The organism is Sphingobacterium bambusae, from assembly GCF_033955345.1.
GTDB classification, from domain to species: Bacteria; Bacteroidota; Bacteroidia; order Sphingobacteriales; family Sphingobacteriaceae; genus Sphingobacterium; species Sphingobacterium bambusae.
Genome location: NZ_CP138332.1, coordinates 1,025,027 through 1,041,803, shown reverse-complemented (window position 1 = coordinate 1,041,803; position 16,777 = coordinate 1,025,027). Strand labels below are relative to the sequence as shown.

Below are 16,777 nucleotides of genomic sequence, written 5' to 3'. Positions count from 1 at the left end.
TTACCACAAAATGTTATGCTAATGGCTTTCTAAGATATCGGCAGACCATAGTCTTTGTCAGAGGAACATTTAAAGATGTGAGAATCCCTTCGCTAGATGACATTGGTCTAGCCAGAGCTCACGAGGTCCGGCATTAGAAAAAAGGCTAGCGAATAATGCTAGCCTTCTTCTATATACTCCTGCTCTTAAATTTGATCTCGTCACCCAAGATTACACCCATATCTTTGAGGTAATCCATAAGCTCGGCCAGCGTCTTATGCCGGGTTAGCTTGATGATGTTGTGAAGCTTTTCCCCGTCTTCCACCAAATGGATGCACCTGGTATGTTTAAAGGAGTACAACGTTTCTCCATTGTTGATTCCTAGGGATTTCTTCAAAGGAATAAACCGTTTCCGGAAATAGCTTTCATACGCAGGCTTTGGCTCAGGCATCCCAGACGTTGTAAAAACATAATCCGTTTTATTAAACCAATCCAAATTCATTTCCATAATGATCTCCAAGAACTCGTCGTCGATAGGTATATATTGCGTTTTCTTCTTTTTCGAATTCTCGCTGGGTACCAAAATTACACGCCGATATAGATCGATGTCACATATTCTAAGTAAGCGTAGCTCTGCATCGGGCCTCATGCAACTGTAGTAGATGAATCGGCTAAATTGATACAGATAAGGATCTTGATCTTTCAAGCAGTCGAGCAGATCGCGGAAGATGACATTATTGAAAGGCGTGTTGCCTTTCTTGTAAACCTCAGGTCGCTTTATCTTCGCACAAACATTTTCCGCAATGTATCCATCTTTGTTGTCCATAAAGAACTGCAAAAAGGTATTGATCGCTTGGAGGTAGTGATTGTACGTTTTATTTTCCCATCCGCGATTCACCTTATAGGAGGTGACGAAGTTGAAAATATTATCCTTTGATATTTGATCAATCCGCTTATGATCGATCCCTTCGTCCAGAAGGTAGCCTTTAAAAATGTTCAATCGATCTTCATACACTTTGTAAGTGTTTGTCTTAAGTGATGTTTTGGCAAATTCTAGATACTCATCTATGCAGCGGCACACATTGTATTTACCAACGGAAGAGGTATCAGCATAGGCAAACTGTTGGAAAGGGTCGAAGCCAAGCTCCAGTAATTCTGTGATAGCAGCTTTAACGACGGTAAGTTGTTTTTGCGATCGGGTTTTGAGTGAATAGAGTTATTGGTGTTGAATACCTTAAACCTCTTGTAGAGGTCGGTCTAATTTTGTGGATCCGGAGGGATGTTTTGCGTCCCACATCCCTGTGTAGCTAGTTAAAGGGAGATTATAGGTAATTTTCAGAAAAAGCTTCTAACATTCTTTTAGCAATAGAGTGAGGAAGCGTCAGCACTTTCTTTTGCAAGATAAGAAGGGTTCGTTTTGACGCTTTGTCGTATTCTGTGTCCAAGAATCTAAAGACATCTTTATTCTGAGAAGTTTCGCGTGCAAAATGGTCTTTATAGTCTGCTTGTATTTTATTTAGGTTTTTATATAACTCTTTGATGGCATGATCAGGTGCTTTAAATCTGTAGCAAACATCATACATTGCATGTAGATCGGTATTGCTAGTTCTTATCAGTTCTTCGAGCTCCCGTTTGACAGCATGCATATGCATATAGGAAGCGGGCAATATCAATAAGAATGACGCCCCCATTACAGCAGTCAAGAAAGTGCTTTCTACATTAAAATATGTTGTGACAAGCGTAATGGTTACTGCTACTGCAATTAGAGCGACCATGATATATAAAAGTTGTTTAGCATTCATTGTTAATATTCGAGGTTTGCGCGAATTTATACAAAAATAGTATGCAGGGCAAATAATCATCGGTATGGTGGAACAGTCGATCCAAGTCCTAAGTATAAATTCGTGGAGCCGGAGGGATGTTTTGCGTCCCGCAGCCCCAAACTCCAGGCCGCAAAGAAATTGTTCGAACCCTTCCCACGACTAGTTCGAATCCCTTGCCCACAAAAAAAGACATCTTATAGATGTCTCTTTTTTTGTGGAGCCGGAGGGATTCGAACCCTCGTCCAAACATAGTATGATTTACGCTTTCTACATGCTTAGCTTCTCTTTAATTGTCGGGAGAGGGAAGGTGAGTCGCTTACCTATACCTTTCTCCGTATTTACTGTTTCTTACCGATGCTTAGTAAAATCACATCGGCCAGTTCTATCGTTCGATGCCCCGAATGCTAAACCAAAGAACAGGATCTAGCGGGACAAATAGCTATGTTAAGTCTAACTTAAGCAGCTAAGGCGTAGTTTTCTTCGCCAGTTATAAAGTTGAAAGTTCAGATTTAAGTGCTAGACTAACAATGCACTGCATGCTTACATAACCATCGCTATCCTGTCAATTCCGGTCGACCCCAATTATGTAATAGGATACAAAGATACAAAAAATAATTGTTTTTTTAGTGTCGAAGCACGATTTGCCCGTTTTGTGTAAAGGCGCAGAGGCAGTGACTATTTGTAAGTATTAGCGGACCTGCCTACTATATAGATCGGTATGTATATTTATCGCGGCAATAGCTCGCGGTACTGCGGCATGACCGCACAATATACCCCATCAAGCAAGGTGTTTCTACGATTTAGGGAAGCTTTGCGGAAACAAATACCCTAAATAAATACGGATTTGTTGATGTACGGTGATTTATGCTTCTCGCTGGCGCGAAATTTGTCTAGCATTCCATAATCACGAACAAAATTACGGAGGTCTTATGAAAAAAGAATTGGAAATGCTGCTACAGGCAAATAATAAGCTCGTCTACAATGCAATTTGCGGGGTGGAGCCTTTAAACGACAACCGCGTGCTGTACTATTATGTAGGCAAGCGGAGCATCGATTACTTTGGCGACAGCATTACGGACGACACCTTGATCAATGTGTTTTTCGACACGGCCGAGCTCGATGAGCAGGGCGCGCCCATTATCGGTTCGGCTCCATCCGGCTTTTTGCCGGTTAAATACAAGTATTTGAAAAATGCCGATGCTTCCATCAAAATGGAACAGGTAAAAACCTTTTACAAGCAGAGCATCAATTAGCGAAGCTTTAAGTAGCCAAATCGCTGCTGCGCGCAAACATACCATCCTCCGTTTAGTTTACGGGGGATTTTTTGTGTACGCTGTTTTGTATAGGATGTTAACCTTTTGTTGTAGCTTTTTGTCTTGCGAGATATAGCTGTTAAATTGCTGTTTTTACTAAGAAACGTAAATGTTACATCGATATGAGCGGTATTATAATATCTTTAACATCAGATTATAAACGAAAGAAAAGATACTATGATGATGCGTTTGAAAAGGATAAAATCCTATAAATTTAATGCGGTCGCTTTGGCTTTGCTCGCCGTATTGGGCAGTACGCTGGATGCGGATGCACAAATTAAGGAAGCTGCAGGAGCTTTGCCGGAGCGTGGGCAGATTCCGCCGCATCCGCCACGTTTGCCAGAGGCTGCTATTCCCGCATTTCCGGGCGCTTGGGGAGGAGGGATGTTTACCACGGGTGGTCGCGGCGGAAAGGTCATTGCGGTGACCAACCTCAACGATAGCGGGCCGGGTAGTTTGCGCGCTGCACTAGAAGCAGAAGGGGCGCGAATTGTGGTATTCCGCGTGGCGGGAACCATCAAGGTGGGGGGCGACCTGCACATCAAGCATCCCGATATTACCATAGCGGGGCAGACGGCGCCGGGCGATGGCATCTGCATTGCGGGCACCTTAAACATTGATACGCACAACGTCATCATCCGCCACCTGCGTGTGCGCCGTGGTATTCCTACAGGCGGGCAGGGCGATGACAATATCGGTGGCAACCCTTATCACCACATTATTATTGACCATTGTTCCACCAGCTGGGGGATGGATGAGAATATTTCGCTGTATAGGCATATGCGCCCTTCCTTGGATGGCAGCACGCAGATTAAGGATCCTGCCGAGCATGTCACCATACAGTGGACGATATCCAGCGAGGCGCTGGACGCTAAAGGACACGCCTTTGGCGGCACTTGGGGCGGCAATCCGTCTACCTTTCACCATAATTTGTTTGCAAGCAATACGGCGCGCAACCCATCCATCGGGATGTCGGGGCCTTTTGATTTTCGCTACAATGTGGTTTTTAATTGGAAGCATCGCTCCATTGATGGGGGCGACGAGACTTCGATGATTAACCTGATCAACAATTATTTCAAACCGGGCCCTGCGACAAACGAAAATATGCGATCTGTCTTTGCGCGTATCGAGCAGCGCAGCATGTACTCGCCGGGCAGTGCTTGGGCAGCAGGCGACTGGTATGCTAAGGAGGTCAATAGACCGGGCAAATGGTATGTGGCGGGCAATGTGATGCACGGGGATGAGGCGGTGACGCTGAACAACTGGGCAGGGATGCGGATGAAGGAAACAAAAGATGCGTTGCAAGCTGGCGAGCATACACAGGAGCAGCTGGCGCGGGTATATACGCCGTTTGAGGGCTGGCCTGTAGCGCCACACCAGACGGCCGAAGTGGCCTTTGACGCGGTATTAGCAAAAGCTGGCGCAACACTGCCAAAGCGGGATGCTGTAGATACCCGCGTGGTGGATATGGTGCGCACCGGAAAAACCAGCACAGCTACGGGTATTATTAAAGATGTTAGCGAGGTAGGAGGCTACCCCACATTAACCTTCGACCCTAAATTGCTGCCCTTGGACACGGATGGCGACGGGATGCCCGACGAATGGGAGATTAAGCATAAGCTGGATCCCAAAGATCCGAGTGATGGCGCAAAGGACGCCGATGGCGATGGATACACCAATGTGGAGGAATACCTGAATGGAACCAATCCATGCGAAAATATCAACTACCGCAATTTGGGCAACAATATCGATCACATCAGCTAGTTATAAAGAAAGGCTGTCTTTTATATGCAAAGGCAGCCTTTTTTGATGAAATGGATTATCGTTTCGACAACACTAATCCAACCGCTTCAAATGTAATTTATCTTCGTATACCCTATCTTGGGAAATCTCTGTTTGGGAGAGCGTAAGCGCATCGCGCGACACGGCATATCGGAAAGGTAGCGGTTCGCGATCGTCCAAATCATCTTCATTGGTTGATGAAAAGTTAATACTCTCCTAATGTTGTCCAGCTATCTTTGCAAGGTGACGCATACCGAACCAAGCGAGGAATCTTTTCATGTATCTCTTTTTAAAAATGGAGAACCCCGCGCATTTACTTACTTCTTTAACCTCTACTGGGAAGAGCTTTACACGGTAGCTTATCGGCATTTGCGCGATGAGGATCTAGCGAAGGACTTGGTACAAGAGGTTTTTATACATCTTTGGGAAAAGAGAAGTCTTGTCAACAGCGCTTACATCTCGCTGAGGCCTTACTTCTTTCGTACGCTAAAGAATAAGCTCTTGAACTATTATGCATCGGAACGCGTGCGCAAAACAGTGGTTGAACAGATGTTGCATCGGATGGAAACCACTGTATCTCCCGAAAATAGCAGTGCCACCGTTTACCAAAAGTTGGAAGAGATTGTCGAACTGTCTGTCGCGAAGCTGCCCGGCTTGATGAAGACCGTTTACCAAATGCGTAGTGATAACCATTCGATACAAGAAATAGCTGCCCAGCTCAACATTGCCGAGCAAACCGTGAAAAACTACCTTTCTGAAGCCAAGAAAATCCTGAAGAAAGAGCTAACCCAACGTTTTGCCGATCACGATACCCTATTGCTGCTTGTTGTGAGCACTTATGCTATTCATGATTTATTAATATAAACAACATATTATCTTAAAGTACTTTCCCTCTTTCCAACTGTAGTATAGTAAAATCAGTACACAGGTGGATTCAGAAAGATTCAAAAATATTATACAGGAATACCTCAACGGAGGTCTATCGGAAGAGGCGAAGGAGAAAGTTGATAGGTGGTACCAGACGGTATCTTCAGAAGAAGTACAGCCCTTTGCCGATGCGCAAGATCGCGATCGAATAAAGGCGGAGATCATCGCCGGATTACCTATTCCACAGTGCGTAGAAAAGAAGACTATAAAACTTCAGAAAAGACGTTGGCTCGCTGTTGCAGCACTCGTCATGCTAACCGGTTTGGGCAGCGCCTTGTTTTTCTATAAAGTGGATATCCGTCATGAATTGCTACAGCAAAACCAATTGACAGCGGTTCTTACCTTGCCCGGCGAAGTGCGCGCGGTAAAACTGCCGGATAGTTCCACGATCTTTCTTAGTGGAAATGCCAAACTACGATTTCAGGAGACGGGCTTTCAGGATGCGAGAAAAATATACCTCGACCAAGGTGAAGCTTTTTTCGACGTGAAGCGCGATTCTTTGCATCCCTTTTCGATAGAAGCGGGCGATGTTGACATCGAGGTGCTCGGTACTTCCTTCAATGTGAATAATACACCGACTCGACAGCAAGTTGTGGTAGGTGTGAAGACGGGGCGCGTGCGGGTGACCGCTAAAGAAAATCATCAAGAACATATCCTAACGGCAGGGAAAGGCTTGCGTTATCATACAAATGAGCAGCTGTTTACCGCCTTCGATACTAATCCTGCGCACATCAACATATGGACGACGGGCGGTATTATGCTGGATGGGGCAAGCTTTGATGAGTTGCAGGATTTGCTGGCATCACGTTATGGGATGCAGCTGAAGGCAAATGGTCTCGATACAAAAAGGTTCAGCTATTCGCTGTTGATACCAAAGGTAGAATCTGTTGATCAGATGCTGACGATGATATGTACTATTCATGAATTAAAATTTAGGAGGAATAAAGATGAAATAATACTCTATAAATAAATCGAGCAATCCGACATCAGAAACTAGGGGAGTTTTTGAAAGAAGTGCTCAGCTGGCAAACCGCTAAATCGACCAGTGAGCACCGTTAAATCCATGTTTAAATAAACATTTTCACAAATATATGTATAAAATTATTAAGCTTACGAAATTAGCTGCTGCGATCGCGCTCTGCCCACTGGCCTATATACAGGCGGTGGAAGCCAGAACAGTGTCCGTAAGGAAGAATGTAGATCCACTAGAAAGGATAAATATTCAATTAAAAAGCAGTACTGCAGAACAAGCATTAGCCTTACTCGCGCAAAAAACAGGCAACGCTATTGGTTATGATAAGCGGGTGCTGCAGTTGGAGAAAGTAAAGATCAATGCGCGAAATTTTCAAGACGCCAGTTTTGAGGAAGTGCTGGGCTACATTCTGCAAAACACCAATATTCAATCTAAAAAAGTTTACGGCGGCGTGGTGTTGACTCGCAAAGCCGTGCAACAGTCGCACCTGCTGAAGCTGAAAGTGACGGACGAACAGAAACTGCCTGTTGCGGGCGCTTCAGTGAAGATTTTGACCAGCAAGCAAAATATCCTGACCAATGCCGATGGGGAAGCTTCCATTATCCTACCTGACGGGAATTATGAAATTTTGATCACGCATATCGGTTACGAGGCTAAGGAACTCAACAATATTCGTGTAGATGCCAATGCGAGCGTGCAGCTGGTTAGCTTACAAAACAACCAAAGCGAGTTGGGTGAAGTGGTGGTAACGGCTTTAGGCATAAAGCGTCAAGATCGTTCGTTGGGCTATGCCGTAGGGACAGTGAAAGGCGAGGACATCAGCCGTGTGAACAACGATAACTTCTTGGTGGGGATGGCCGGAAAAGTGCCGGGGGTGTCCATCAGTTCGACAGGACCAACCGGTTCCTCCGTGAATATGGTGATCCGCGGTGCTAGCTCCTTAAGTAGCGACAATCAACCGTTATTTGTGGTGGATGGTGTGCCGCTTACGAACAGCCTAAACAATGTCGGTCAGATTGGTGACGACAATAAGGTAGATTATGGAAATGCAATCTCTAATATCAATCCAGAGGATATCGAGAGTGTCTCTGTGTTAAAAGGGCCTAGTGCGGCAGCGCTCTATGGTTCTAGAGCTGGAAATGGAGTAGTGCTGATTACGACGAAAAGTGGTAAGAACGTGGAGAAAATGACCGTAGCGATAAATAGCAATACGGTGGTTGATATTCCCTACAAGTTTATTGGATTGCACAACAAATTTGCAAGCGGCACCATGCCGTGGAAGCCTGGCGATCAATCGGGCGATTTGATTATCGATGAAAGCTCGAGCTACATGGTAGGACCTGCCTTAGATAAGGGCTACTTGGCCGTGCAGTGGAACAGCCCGCTGGATGAAAATGGTAATCCTATTCCTACGGAATTACGGTCTTACCCAGATAATATTAAACAGTTTGTACAAACGGGTATAACCTCTACCAACGGGATTTCCTTAGCGAATAGAAGCGAGCATCTAGATTACCGCTTCTCCTATTCGAATATGAATAACCGTGGAATTATACCCAACGCCGATCTTTTTCGGAATACCTTGAATGTTAACTCAACGATGCATATTCGTGATAATTTATCACTTGGATTATCGCTGGATGCTAGTCGTAACAATTCTAATAATCGTCCCGCTGGGGACCGCGGTACAAACCCACTTCAAGCAGCTTATGAAGTGGCTCCACATATCAATATTTTGGATCTGAAGGATTATTGGGTGCCGGGCCAAGAGGGTTTGCAACAGCTATCGCAGTCGCCAGGAAACCACAATAACCCATACTTTCTAGCCAATGGGGTTAACAATTCTTTTGTACGCGATCGTGTATTCGGAAACCTGCGTTTGGATTGGACGATCCTTAAAGATTGGACCTTTATGCTGCGTTACGCTAATGACATTTATTGGGAAAACCGCGAAACAAAAATCCCTTATAGCTATACGAACGAACCGCGCGGATCATATGGTATTGTCAACATGATGAACATGGAGCAGAACGTAGATTTCTTGACATCGTATAAAAAAGAGCTTGGTGATTTTCATGTATCGGGATCATTGGGTGGAAACCTGCGTTACTATCGCGGTACTTCGGTGAGAAATGCGTCAAAGAATGAATCGGGATTGATTACGCCGGGGTTATATAGTCTTTCCAACATTAGTCCCTTAAATTTAGATTTCCTTAGTGGTGTTTCCGAAAAGGCAATCAATAGCGTGTATGGACTCCTAAATTTGAGTTACCGGGATATGATTTATCTAGACTTGACGGCCCGTAACGATTGGTCAAGCACATTGCCCGAAGTAAACCGGTCTTATTTTTATCCATCGGCTTCCTTAAGTGTATTGGTGGATCAAATTCTTCCCTTGCCGCAGTCTATTAGTCTATTCAAACTACGTGGTGGTATTGCTCGCGCAGGTAATGATGCTTCACCATATCAACTGACGAACGTTGTAAGTAATCCGGGAAGTTGGGGCGAGGTTTTGCGTTTAACGCGTGCTGCCGGATTACTTACACCCGATCTGCAACCGGAGATTGCGACTTCTTATGAGTTCGGTACGGATTTCGGGATGTTTCACAACCGGTTAAAGCTTGAGGCTAGCATCTATAAGCTCGATAATAGAAACCAGATATTTTCAACGTCATTGCCCAGTTCGAGTGGCTTTACATCAAAGAAAATCAATGCCGGTCTATTGCGTAGCAACGGCATCGAACTTGCGCTATCGGGACGACCTATCCAACAGGAAAACTGGACTTGGGATCTTGGCGTAAACTGGCACCGTAACCGTACCCGTATTGTAGAGCTTTCGGAAGGAGCAGAGTTTCATACCTTCTGGACCGATGGACGAGGTGGAGCCCGCACCTATGTAGGTGAAGAAATTGGCGATCTTTACGATTCCAAACTGGTTACCGTCGAAGACCCTTCTTCTCCATATTTCGGATACCCGATTTTGGATAGCAACGGTTCTTGGCAAGCGATCCGTATCAACAATAGCCGTAACAAGATCGGCAACTTCAACCCCGATTTTAGTATGGGTGTGCAGTCTACGTTACGGTACAAAAAGCTGACCATGCACCTTGCGGCGGATATGCGATTCGGCGGTAAATTTATGTCGCAAACCTACCGCTATTTTGAATCCAACTTGACCACACAGCGCTTCTTGGATCAATTGATCAATCCGAATGGGTTGACGGGGGAGGATTTGCGCAATTACTTGATCGACAATGATCTGGTCCGCGTGCAAGGCAATCGCTATCCTATCGTCGGCGGGCCTGGCGAAGAATATGGCGGTTATCCCATTGATGCAGGCGGCTCTGTCGGGAACTTTGGTGTGTTCAATCCGGGTGTTATCGCGCAGTATGATGCGGAAGGAAACATCACCGGATACACCGAAAATTTAGGTGGAGCAGGCACAAAATATATTGCTTACTCCGATAATTATCCATGGGATTTTATGAATGCAGCAACCTTTGATGCTTCTTTTATCAAATTGCGGGAACTATCATTTAGCTATGACGTATCGGGAAACTGGTTAAAGCGCATGGGAATTGATGCGGGTAGTGTGGGCGTGTATACCCGCAACTTAATCCTGTGGACAAAAGCCAACGTGGGAATAGATCCGGAGATGGCTTTCCAACCCGAAGCTGGCGGTGGTTTCAAACAAGGCATTGAGCGTTACAATGTGACGCCTTGGTCTATGCCCATCGGTTTCAAAGTTAATTTCACATTTTAATTTATCAGGCTACACAACATGAAAAAACAGATAACGATCGGTGCATGTCTTTTAGCAATCAGCTTGAGCCTTAGTTTATCCGGCTGTCAGGATTTAACCGAATTGAATATAAACCCCAACAACATCAGCGAGGAAGATGTAAACCCCAATTTACTGCTGCCAACGGTGCTAAGCGGCACGGCCAGTAAGTACAACGAATTGAGTTTTATCGATCTAGGCGGTGTGATGCAGCATACGCAGCTCGATGCTTGGTTTGATGGGCACAACGATTATGAGTGGACGGGGGGCATCTTAAGCTGGGATGCTTACTATAGTTTCCTGCGTGACAATGAACTGATGCGAAGGCGTTCGGAAGAACTCGGTCTTGATTTTCACCATGGGGTATCCTTGGTGATGCGCGCTTACATTTTTGGGCTGATCACCGATTTATGGGGCGATGCACCCTACACCGATGCGGTGAAAGCTGATCTAGGTGGTGTGCAGTATAATTTCCCAAAATTTGATCAGCAAGATGTTATTTACAAAGGTATTCTCGAAGAACTGAAACAGGCCAATACCATCTTCGCCAAACCTGATGGTACATTTGATGTATTGGGCGGAGCAGATCTTTATTTTAATGGAGATGTGTCTAAATGGCGTCGTTTTGCAAACTCTTTGGCCTTACGTTATTACATGCGCTTATCCGAAAAGGATCCTGCTTTTGCAAAGCAGGGCGTGGAAGCGATGCTGGCCGATGCCAATCAATTTCCATTGATCACTTCGGTGGGAGAAGAGGTGTTGATGGGGTTCGTGGGCGTGAACTCCAGCGATTCATGGCCATCCAACACCGTATTTGATGCCAGCGGCAGCAATTTCAGACGCATGAAGATGTGTGCCACCTTTGTTGATCGTTTGCAGGCCTTGCAAGACCCACGTCTTGCGGTATGGGCAAAACCGGTGGAGATTCCTATTGAAGTGCGGGCTACGGAACCTGCTAGGACGGATAAGATTGTCAATGGTGTGCGCATCGTATCGCCAGATGTGGTTGCCGGCATCCCTGTGGATACGGATACCGATTATGTAGGTTTACCGGCCAGCGGATCCAAGAATCCTTCTGCCTACAACCTAAACCCGACGCCGGGCCAGACGTCCATGAATCCGCATGTTTCGTATCTCAGCGATATCTACCGCGCTTCCAAGGGCGATTTACTTAAAGCCCGTTTGTTAGCCGCATCCGAAGTAAGCTTTATTTTGGCGGAAGCGGCCTGGAAGGGTTGGGCGGTGCCGGAAAGTGCGAAAACCTACTACGAGCGAGCCATACAGCAGTCGTTGACGAGCTGGGGCAGGGCGGCGGACTATAGTGCCTACATCCAACGGCCCGGCGTGGCTTTTGCCAATACGCAAGCGCAGATTATGGAACAAAAGTGGATTGCGAACTGGACCACGGCGGCACAAGCTTGGTTTGACTACCGCAGAACAGGATATCCGCAGTTGAAGGCGGGGCCTGCCGCTATACGTACGCAGTTGCCGGTACGCATTCCGTACATGCAAAATGAGATGAGCGTGAACCAAAAAAATGCAGAAGAAGCATTGTCACGTATCGAAAAAACAGCGTATTCGCAGGCTGATAATGAAAACAGTGCTTGGTCGAAACCTTGGTTACTGCAAGGGACGAGCAAGCCTTGGTAAGCATAAATAGGAACTGAATATGAAAAAAGTAGAACAATTATGGTTAGGTTTAAGTTTGTGTTGTGCGGTTTTTACCAGCACGGCACAAACTGCCGAAAAAGAACAGTTGCCCGACAGGGTTATGTTGACTTGGTCGGACAATCCTTCTAGCACACAGTCGGTAAGCTGGCGTGCCCACAGCGGTAGCGATAAATTTCTGGGTCAGGTTGTGGAAGAGCAGAGCAGCCCTGATTTGGAAGAGCGCGCGCGCGTGGTTGTCGGAAAGCTGTCTTTATTGGATAGGGGCGCTGGCAAGAAAGACAGCTATGGGCATGTTACCTTCGGGGATTTAAAACCGGGCACCTTGTATGCTTATCGTGTGGGCGACGGTCAACAGTGGAGCTCGTGGAACCAGTTTCGAACGGCCGACGCCACGGGCGATTTCTCGTTTATCTATTTGGGTGATGCCCAGAACGATTTGCGCTCGCGCTGGTCGCGCAGCATCCGAAAAGCGTTTCAGCAAGAACCCAACGCACGGTTTATCGTGCATGCCGGCGACCTGATTAACCGTTCCAATACGGATAGCGAATGGGGCGAATGGTATGAAGGTGCTGGATTTATCCATCAGATGATTCCGGCTGTTCCCACGCCTGGAAATCATGAGTATCGCCGTGATTCATTGGAACAACTGGTGCTGGATCCGCACTGGAAGGTGCAGTTTAATCTGCCTAAGAATGGTCCCGAAAAATTGCAGGATGCCGTTTACTTTCTCGACTATCAGGATGTACGCATTATCTCGTTGAACTCGCAGCTGATTATGTTGGATTCTCTAGCGGCTCTCAGCCAAGAAGAGTGGTTGGAAAAGGTATTGGCCTCGTCTAAAAAGAAATGGAATATCGTCGTGATGCACCATCCGGTTTATTCGACGGCAAAAAACAGGGACAACACCATACTGCGGGAGCGTTTCAAGCCTATTTTTGAGAAATACGCTGTTGATCTTGTGCTGCAAGGGCACGATCATACCTATGCACGGGGCACGGTAGATAGTCCTCGCCCGGTGTATTTGCTTTCTGTTGCTGGCCCTAAAATGTACGATTCTGACTCGGAGCGCTGGATGCAGGTGGCCGCTTCGCACACCCAGCTATATCAAGTTATTCGCGTAACGGATAGTAGGCTTTATTTCTCGAGCTACAAGCTCAATGGCGAGCTGTTCGATTCGTTTGAACTTCCGAAAAAGTAGCGCTATGAACATGTTATTTCGCTATTTGCTTTCGCTGACCTTGGTTGGCGCAGCTTTGCTCGCCAACGTGCGGGCGCAGTCGCCAGCGTTGTTGACCAAGTTGCAGCAACGTGAATTCCATGTTGCAGCACACCGCGGTGCACATATGGACTACCCTGAGAATTCCTTGGAATCGCTGAAAGAAGCCATCAACTTGGGGGCAAGCATCGTGGAGGTGGATGTGCGGGCCACCAAGGATGGTGTGTTGCTGTTGATGCACGACAATACCGTAGACCGGACAACTACTGGAACAGGAAAGATCAGTGAGCTTACCTATGCCGAGGTGAAAGCGTTGTACCTACGCGAGCAACCGCATGGAAAAGCTTCGGTGCATCATGTGCCTACCTTGGAAGAAGCATTGTCGGTTTGTAAAGGGAAGATCATTGTGGACCTTGATTTTAAAGAGGAAAACGAAGTATATGTTCGACCTACGCTAGAGCTTGTGCAAAAGATGGGCATGGAGGATGAAGTGTTGTTTTTTCTGTACGACTATAAAGATATGGAACGCGTGTCCCGGATTAATCCGGCGATTACGATGTTTCCGCGTGCGCGCAGTATGAAAGACATACAGAAGATCTTGAAGACAAAGCGCACACAGATTATCCATATCGATGCATCCTTTCAGGATAGGGCAGCATTACTGCAGTTGCATGCTCAAGGAGTTTTCTTTTGGATAAATAGTCTCGGCGAGGTAGACGAAAAAGCGGAAGTGGCGGGGGAAGCTGCCTACCGCGATTTTCTTGCCGCGTATCCCTTCGTCAGGATCATCCAAACCGATAATCCCAAATTGTGGAACCAGACCCTCATCACCTATAAAAAACAGTAAAATTTGTGGTTTCCATCTATAGTAGAGCACACGCTCCCGCGTGTCTCTACTATTATTTTTTTGCTGCCGACCTGCCTGTTGCGTTAAAAATTTCTTTTTTTAAAATCCTGTCGTTTGCTTTCCGTATTAAAATTTTCTAAGTTTAGTGCAAACAAACCTAATTTTCTACTGTTACTGATTAAAATATACCCGCATATGTCAACAGAAAATAACGCTAACACGGAAACTCCTTCGGTAAATCAAGAGGTATCCGCAACAAAAACGGAAGAAAAAAAAGTAACTCCAACCAAAACTGCCACGGCTAAACCGGTTGCGAAGACCAGTGCAGCTACAAAAGCAGCAACGGTAACAAAACCGACTACTAAACCTGCTGCGACGGCAAAGCCTGTAGCGGCTAAAGCGCCTGCAACAAAAGCTGCGGCTACACCTGCTGCAAGCAAGGTGTCGGCAGCGAAAGAAACAGCTGCAAAGCCTACGGCTGCTAAGACAGCAACAGCCAAAACTACAGAGACAAAGGCACCGACAAAAGCGTCTGCAGCGAAACCTGCGACCACGGCAAGCAAAACGCCGGCACCGGTAACAGCCGAGCGTGCAGCCGCCCCTGTGAACAAAGTTGTAGCGAAAACCGCGACTAAAGCTCCTGTAGCAAAAAATACGAAGACAGCAACGCCTGCAAAGGCTACAGCGGAAGCTAAGAAACCTGTGGCTAAACCTGCTGCAGCGAAAAAAGCGACAGCTGTCAATAAAGTATCGGCTGAAGATACGGCAGTGACTGCTCAGGAAACTAAAAAGTTGGAGAAAGAAGCTGCTTACAACGAGGATTTTAAAGAAAAGGTGAAAGAAGGAACGGCTTTCGCTGATAAGAAGGCGAAGGATAAGAAGGACGATAAGAAAGTGAAACAAAAGTCCAAAGCGAAAGCTAAAGTAAAAGTGTCCGATGCGAAGAAAGACAAGAAACCAAAGGAAAAAACCAAAGCCAAGAAAAGTGAAGAAGGGCTGAAGTCTAAAGTAAAAAAGATCGTGGAAGGCGTATTGAAAAAATTGGATAAAAAGCCAAAGAAAAAGAAGAAATAGGGAAATTATATAAGAAACAAGGTCGAGCTATGCTCGACCTTGTTTTATTGCTTATCCTTCCATATTTGTTCGGACCTCTTTAGCATCGCGTTTGCGCTCACTACGAATGATCAAGCGTAGGCCGGAATTCGCGGAATAGAATGACCAAATCCAGTTTCCGAGCAGTTTCCATTTGTTGCGGAAGCTTGCGATAGGAATCAAGTGAATCAATAACCAGGTTAACCAAGCGAACCAGCCCTTGAAGGAGAATTTCGGTAGGTCGGCAACCGCCTTGTAGCGCGCGATAACGGCCATGCTTCCTTTATCCCAGTAACCGAATGGTTTCATGCTCACCTGGCGATCTTTAGCAACGATATTTTTAGCGAGCAAGGTACCTTGCTGCATGGCTACCTGTGCCAATTGCGGATGCCCATTCGGGAAGTTTTCATCCGTTGTTTGGAAACAGATATCGCCAATGGCGAAAATATTGTCATATCCCTGTACGGCATTGAACTGATCGACGAGAACACGACGGCCACGACCAAATTTTTCGACCGGTAGGCCTGGAAGTTCACGGGCAATAACGCCGGAGGTCCATATCAATGTTTTGGTCAAGATCTCTTTGCCATCACTCAGTACAACCAAGTCGTTTTGGTAATCTTTAACGGCTACATTCAAGGTGATTTCCACACCTAATTTCTCCAATACGTCTTTTGCTTCTTGTTGAGCCACCTTACTCATCGGACCTAACAATACGGGGGCCGCATCGACCAAGTGGATCTTCGGCGTGAGACCAGCCAATTCAGGGTACTCTTTGCGCACGATACGATCGCTAAGCTCGGCGATCATACCGGATATTTCTACGCCCGAAGGGCCTCCGCCAGCGACAACAAGGTTGAGGTAGGCGTCGCGGTTAGGATCGTCTTTGCGCTGGATATATTCTTCCAGGTTGACAAGAATCTTGTTCCGTATAGCCAAGGCATCCGTAATATTTTTCATAGGAAAAGCGTTTTTCTTAACGTTTTCCATGCCGAAATAGTTGGTCTCGGTTCCCACGGCCAGCACCAAATAATCGTAGTGCAAAAGGCCGGTATCTGTTTCTATTGTATTGTTATCGCTGTTGATCTGCAAAAGCTTACCCAAGTGAAAGGCGAAGTTACGGTGTTTCTTGAACATCTTCCGGAACGGCGAACTGATATTGGAAGAGTCAATAAATGCGGTAGCAACCTGATAGATAAGCGGAGGGAAGAAGTTATAGTTGTTGATGTCTACCAAGGTAACCTGATAATCGAGGTTGTTTCCGAGGGATTTAACGAAGTTGATCCCTGCGAAGCCACCACCGACAACAACAATATGTTTTTTACTGTTTGCCATAATAAGCTATTCGTTTGTTTTAATATTTGCCAACAGGT

The 16,777-nt window shown here is 46.1% G+C and carries 12 protein-coding genes and 1 other RNA gene; 9 read left to right on the top strand and 4 right to left on the bottom strand.

Translation table 11 applies throughout. The features are described from left to right. Positions 1–169: 169 nt before the first annotated feature. The 3 genes from SCB77_RS04355 to ssrA all read right to left on the bottom strand — a co-directional run bounded on the left by SCB77_RS04355 (position 170) and on the right by ssrA (position 2,382). On the bottom strand, positions 170–1,060 hold the full coding sequence (locus SCB77_RS04355) for a tyrosine-type recombinase/integrase (protein WP_320185206.1): 891 nt from the start codon (positions 1,058–1,060) through the stop codon (positions 170–172). A 241-nt stretch (positions 1,061–1,301) separates the two neighbouring features. Beyond that, entirely contained in the window at positions 1,302–1,781 is a 480-nt protein-coding gene (locus SCB77_RS04350; protein ID WP_320185205.1) for a hypothetical protein, read from the bottom strand. Positions 1,782–2,014: 233 nt separating this feature from the next. Continuing rightward, positions 2,015–2,382: a transfer-messenger RNA gene (gene ssrA, locus SCB77_RS04345) on the bottom strand. Positions 2,383–2,731: 349 nt separating this feature from the next. Here ssrA and SCB77_RS04340 point away from each other — a divergent pair. The 9 genes from SCB77_RS04340 (at position 2,732) to SCB77_RS04300 (ending at position 15,386) form a co-directional block, all read left to right on the top strand. Beyond that, the gene (locus SCB77_RS04340) at positions 2,732–3,055 is read left to right on the top strand and encodes a hypothetical protein (protein ID WP_320185204.1); all 324 of its coding nucleotides are present in this window, start codon (positions 2,732–2,734) and stop codon (positions 3,053–3,055) included. Between the two features lie 237 nt (positions 3,056–3,292). After that, the gene (locus SCB77_RS04335; RefSeq protein ID WP_320185203.1) at positions 3,293–4,879 is read left to right on the top strand and encodes a pectate lyase family protein; all 1,587 of its coding nucleotides are present in this window, start codon (positions 3,293–3,295) and stop codon (positions 4,877–4,879) included. A 237-nt stretch (positions 4,880–5,116) separates the two neighbouring features. Then, complete coding sequence (locus SCB77_RS04330) at positions 5,117–5,761, top strand: RNA polymerase sigma factor (RefSeq protein WP_320185202.1); 645 nt, start codon at positions 5,117–5,119, stop codon at positions 5,759–5,761. A 64-nt stretch (positions 5,762–5,825) separates the two neighbouring features. Next, the gene (locus tag SCB77_RS04325; protein ID WP_320185201.1) at positions 5,826–6,794 is read left to right on the top strand and encodes a FecR family protein; all 969 of its coding nucleotides are present in this window, start codon (positions 5,826–5,828) and stop codon (positions 6,792–6,794) included. Positions 6,795–6,915: 121 nt separating this feature from the next. Then, positions 6,916–10,560, top strand: coding sequence for a SusC/RagA family TonB-linked outer membrane protein (locus tag SCB77_RS04320; RefSeq protein WP_320185200.1), 3,645 nt, complete (start codon positions 6,916–6,918; stop codon positions 10,558–10,560). Positions 10,561–10,578: 18 nt separating this feature from the next. Further along, positions 10,579–12,228: a SusD/RagB family nutrient-binding outer membrane lipoprotein gene (locus SCB77_RS04315; protein ID WP_320185199.1), complete on the top strand. Its 1,650-nt coding sequence runs from the start codon at positions 10,579–10,581 to the stop codon at positions 12,226–12,228. A 19-nt stretch (positions 12,229–12,247) separates the two neighbouring features. Beyond that, on the top strand, positions 12,248–13,447 hold the full coding sequence (locus SCB77_RS04310; RefSeq protein ID WP_320185198.1) for a metallophosphoesterase family protein: 1,200 nt from the start codon (positions 12,248–12,250) through the stop codon (positions 13,445–13,447). A gap of 4 nt (positions 13,448–13,451) precedes the next feature. Beyond that, positions 13,452–14,312 (top strand): glycerophosphodiester phosphodiesterase family protein, encoded by an 861-nt coding sequence (locus tag SCB77_RS04305; RefSeq protein WP_320185197.1) that lies wholly within the window; start codon positions 13,452–13,454, stop codon positions 14,310–14,312. Between the two features lie 195 nt (positions 14,313–14,507). Then, positions 14,508–15,386 (top strand): hypothetical protein, encoded by an 879-nt coding sequence (locus SCB77_RS04300; RefSeq protein ID WP_320185196.1) that lies wholly within the window; start codon positions 14,508–14,510, stop codon positions 15,384–15,386. Between the two features lie 51 nt (positions 15,387–15,437). Here SCB77_RS04300 and SCB77_RS04295 read toward each other — a convergent pair whose 3' ends face one another. Beyond that, positions 15,438–16,739: an NAD(P)/FAD-dependent oxidoreductase gene (locus tag SCB77_RS04295; RefSeq protein ID WP_320185195.1), complete on the bottom strand. Its 1,302-nt coding sequence runs from the start codon at positions 16,737–16,739 to the stop codon at positions 15,438–15,440. Positions 16,740–16,777 lie beyond the last annotated feature (38 nt).

What these genes read in the sequence shown, in the direction of transcription:
- SCB77_RS04315 (WP_320185199.1), top strand. Translation starts at nt 10,579, where the DNA reads ATGAAAAAACAGATAACGATCGGTGCATGTCTTTTAGCAATCAGCTTG.
- SCB77_RS04295 (WP_320185195.1), bottom strand. Translation starts at nt 16,739, where the DNA reads ATGGCAAACAGTAAAAAACATATTGTTGTTGTCGGTGGTGGCTTCGCA.
- SCB77_RS04330 (WP_320185202.1), top strand. Translation starts at nt 5,117, where the DNA reads ATGTTGTCCAGCTATCTTTGCAAGGTGACGCATACCGAACCAAGCGAG.
- SCB77_RS04320 (WP_320185200.1), top strand. Translation starts at nt 6,916, where the DNA reads ATGTATAAAATTATTAAGCTTACGAAATTAGCTGCTGCGATCGCGCTC.
- SCB77_RS04300 (WP_320185196.1), top strand. Translation starts at nt 14,508, where the DNA reads ATGTCAACAGAAAATAACGCTAACACGGAAACTCCTTCGGTAAATCAA.
- SCB77_RS04350 (WP_320185205.1), bottom strand. Translation starts at nt 1,781, where the DNA reads ATGAATGCTAAACAACTTTTATATATCATGGTCGCTCTAATTGCAGTA.
- SCB77_RS04305 (WP_320185197.1), top strand. Translation starts at nt 13,452, where the DNA reads ATGAACATGTTATTTCGCTATTTGCTTTCGCTGACCTTGGTTGGCGCA.
- SCB77_RS04335 (WP_320185203.1), top strand. Translation starts at nt 3,293, where the DNA reads ATGATGATGCGTTTGAAAAGGATAAAATCCTATAAATTTAATGCGGTC.
- SCB77_RS04340 (WP_320185204.1), top strand. Translation starts at nt 2,732, where the DNA reads ATGAAAAAAGAATTGGAAATGCTGCTACAGGCAAATAATAAGCTCGTC.
- SCB77_RS04310 (WP_320185198.1), top strand. Translation starts at nt 12,248, where the DNA reads ATGAAAAAAGTAGAACAATTATGGTTAGGTTTAAGTTTGTGTTGTGCG.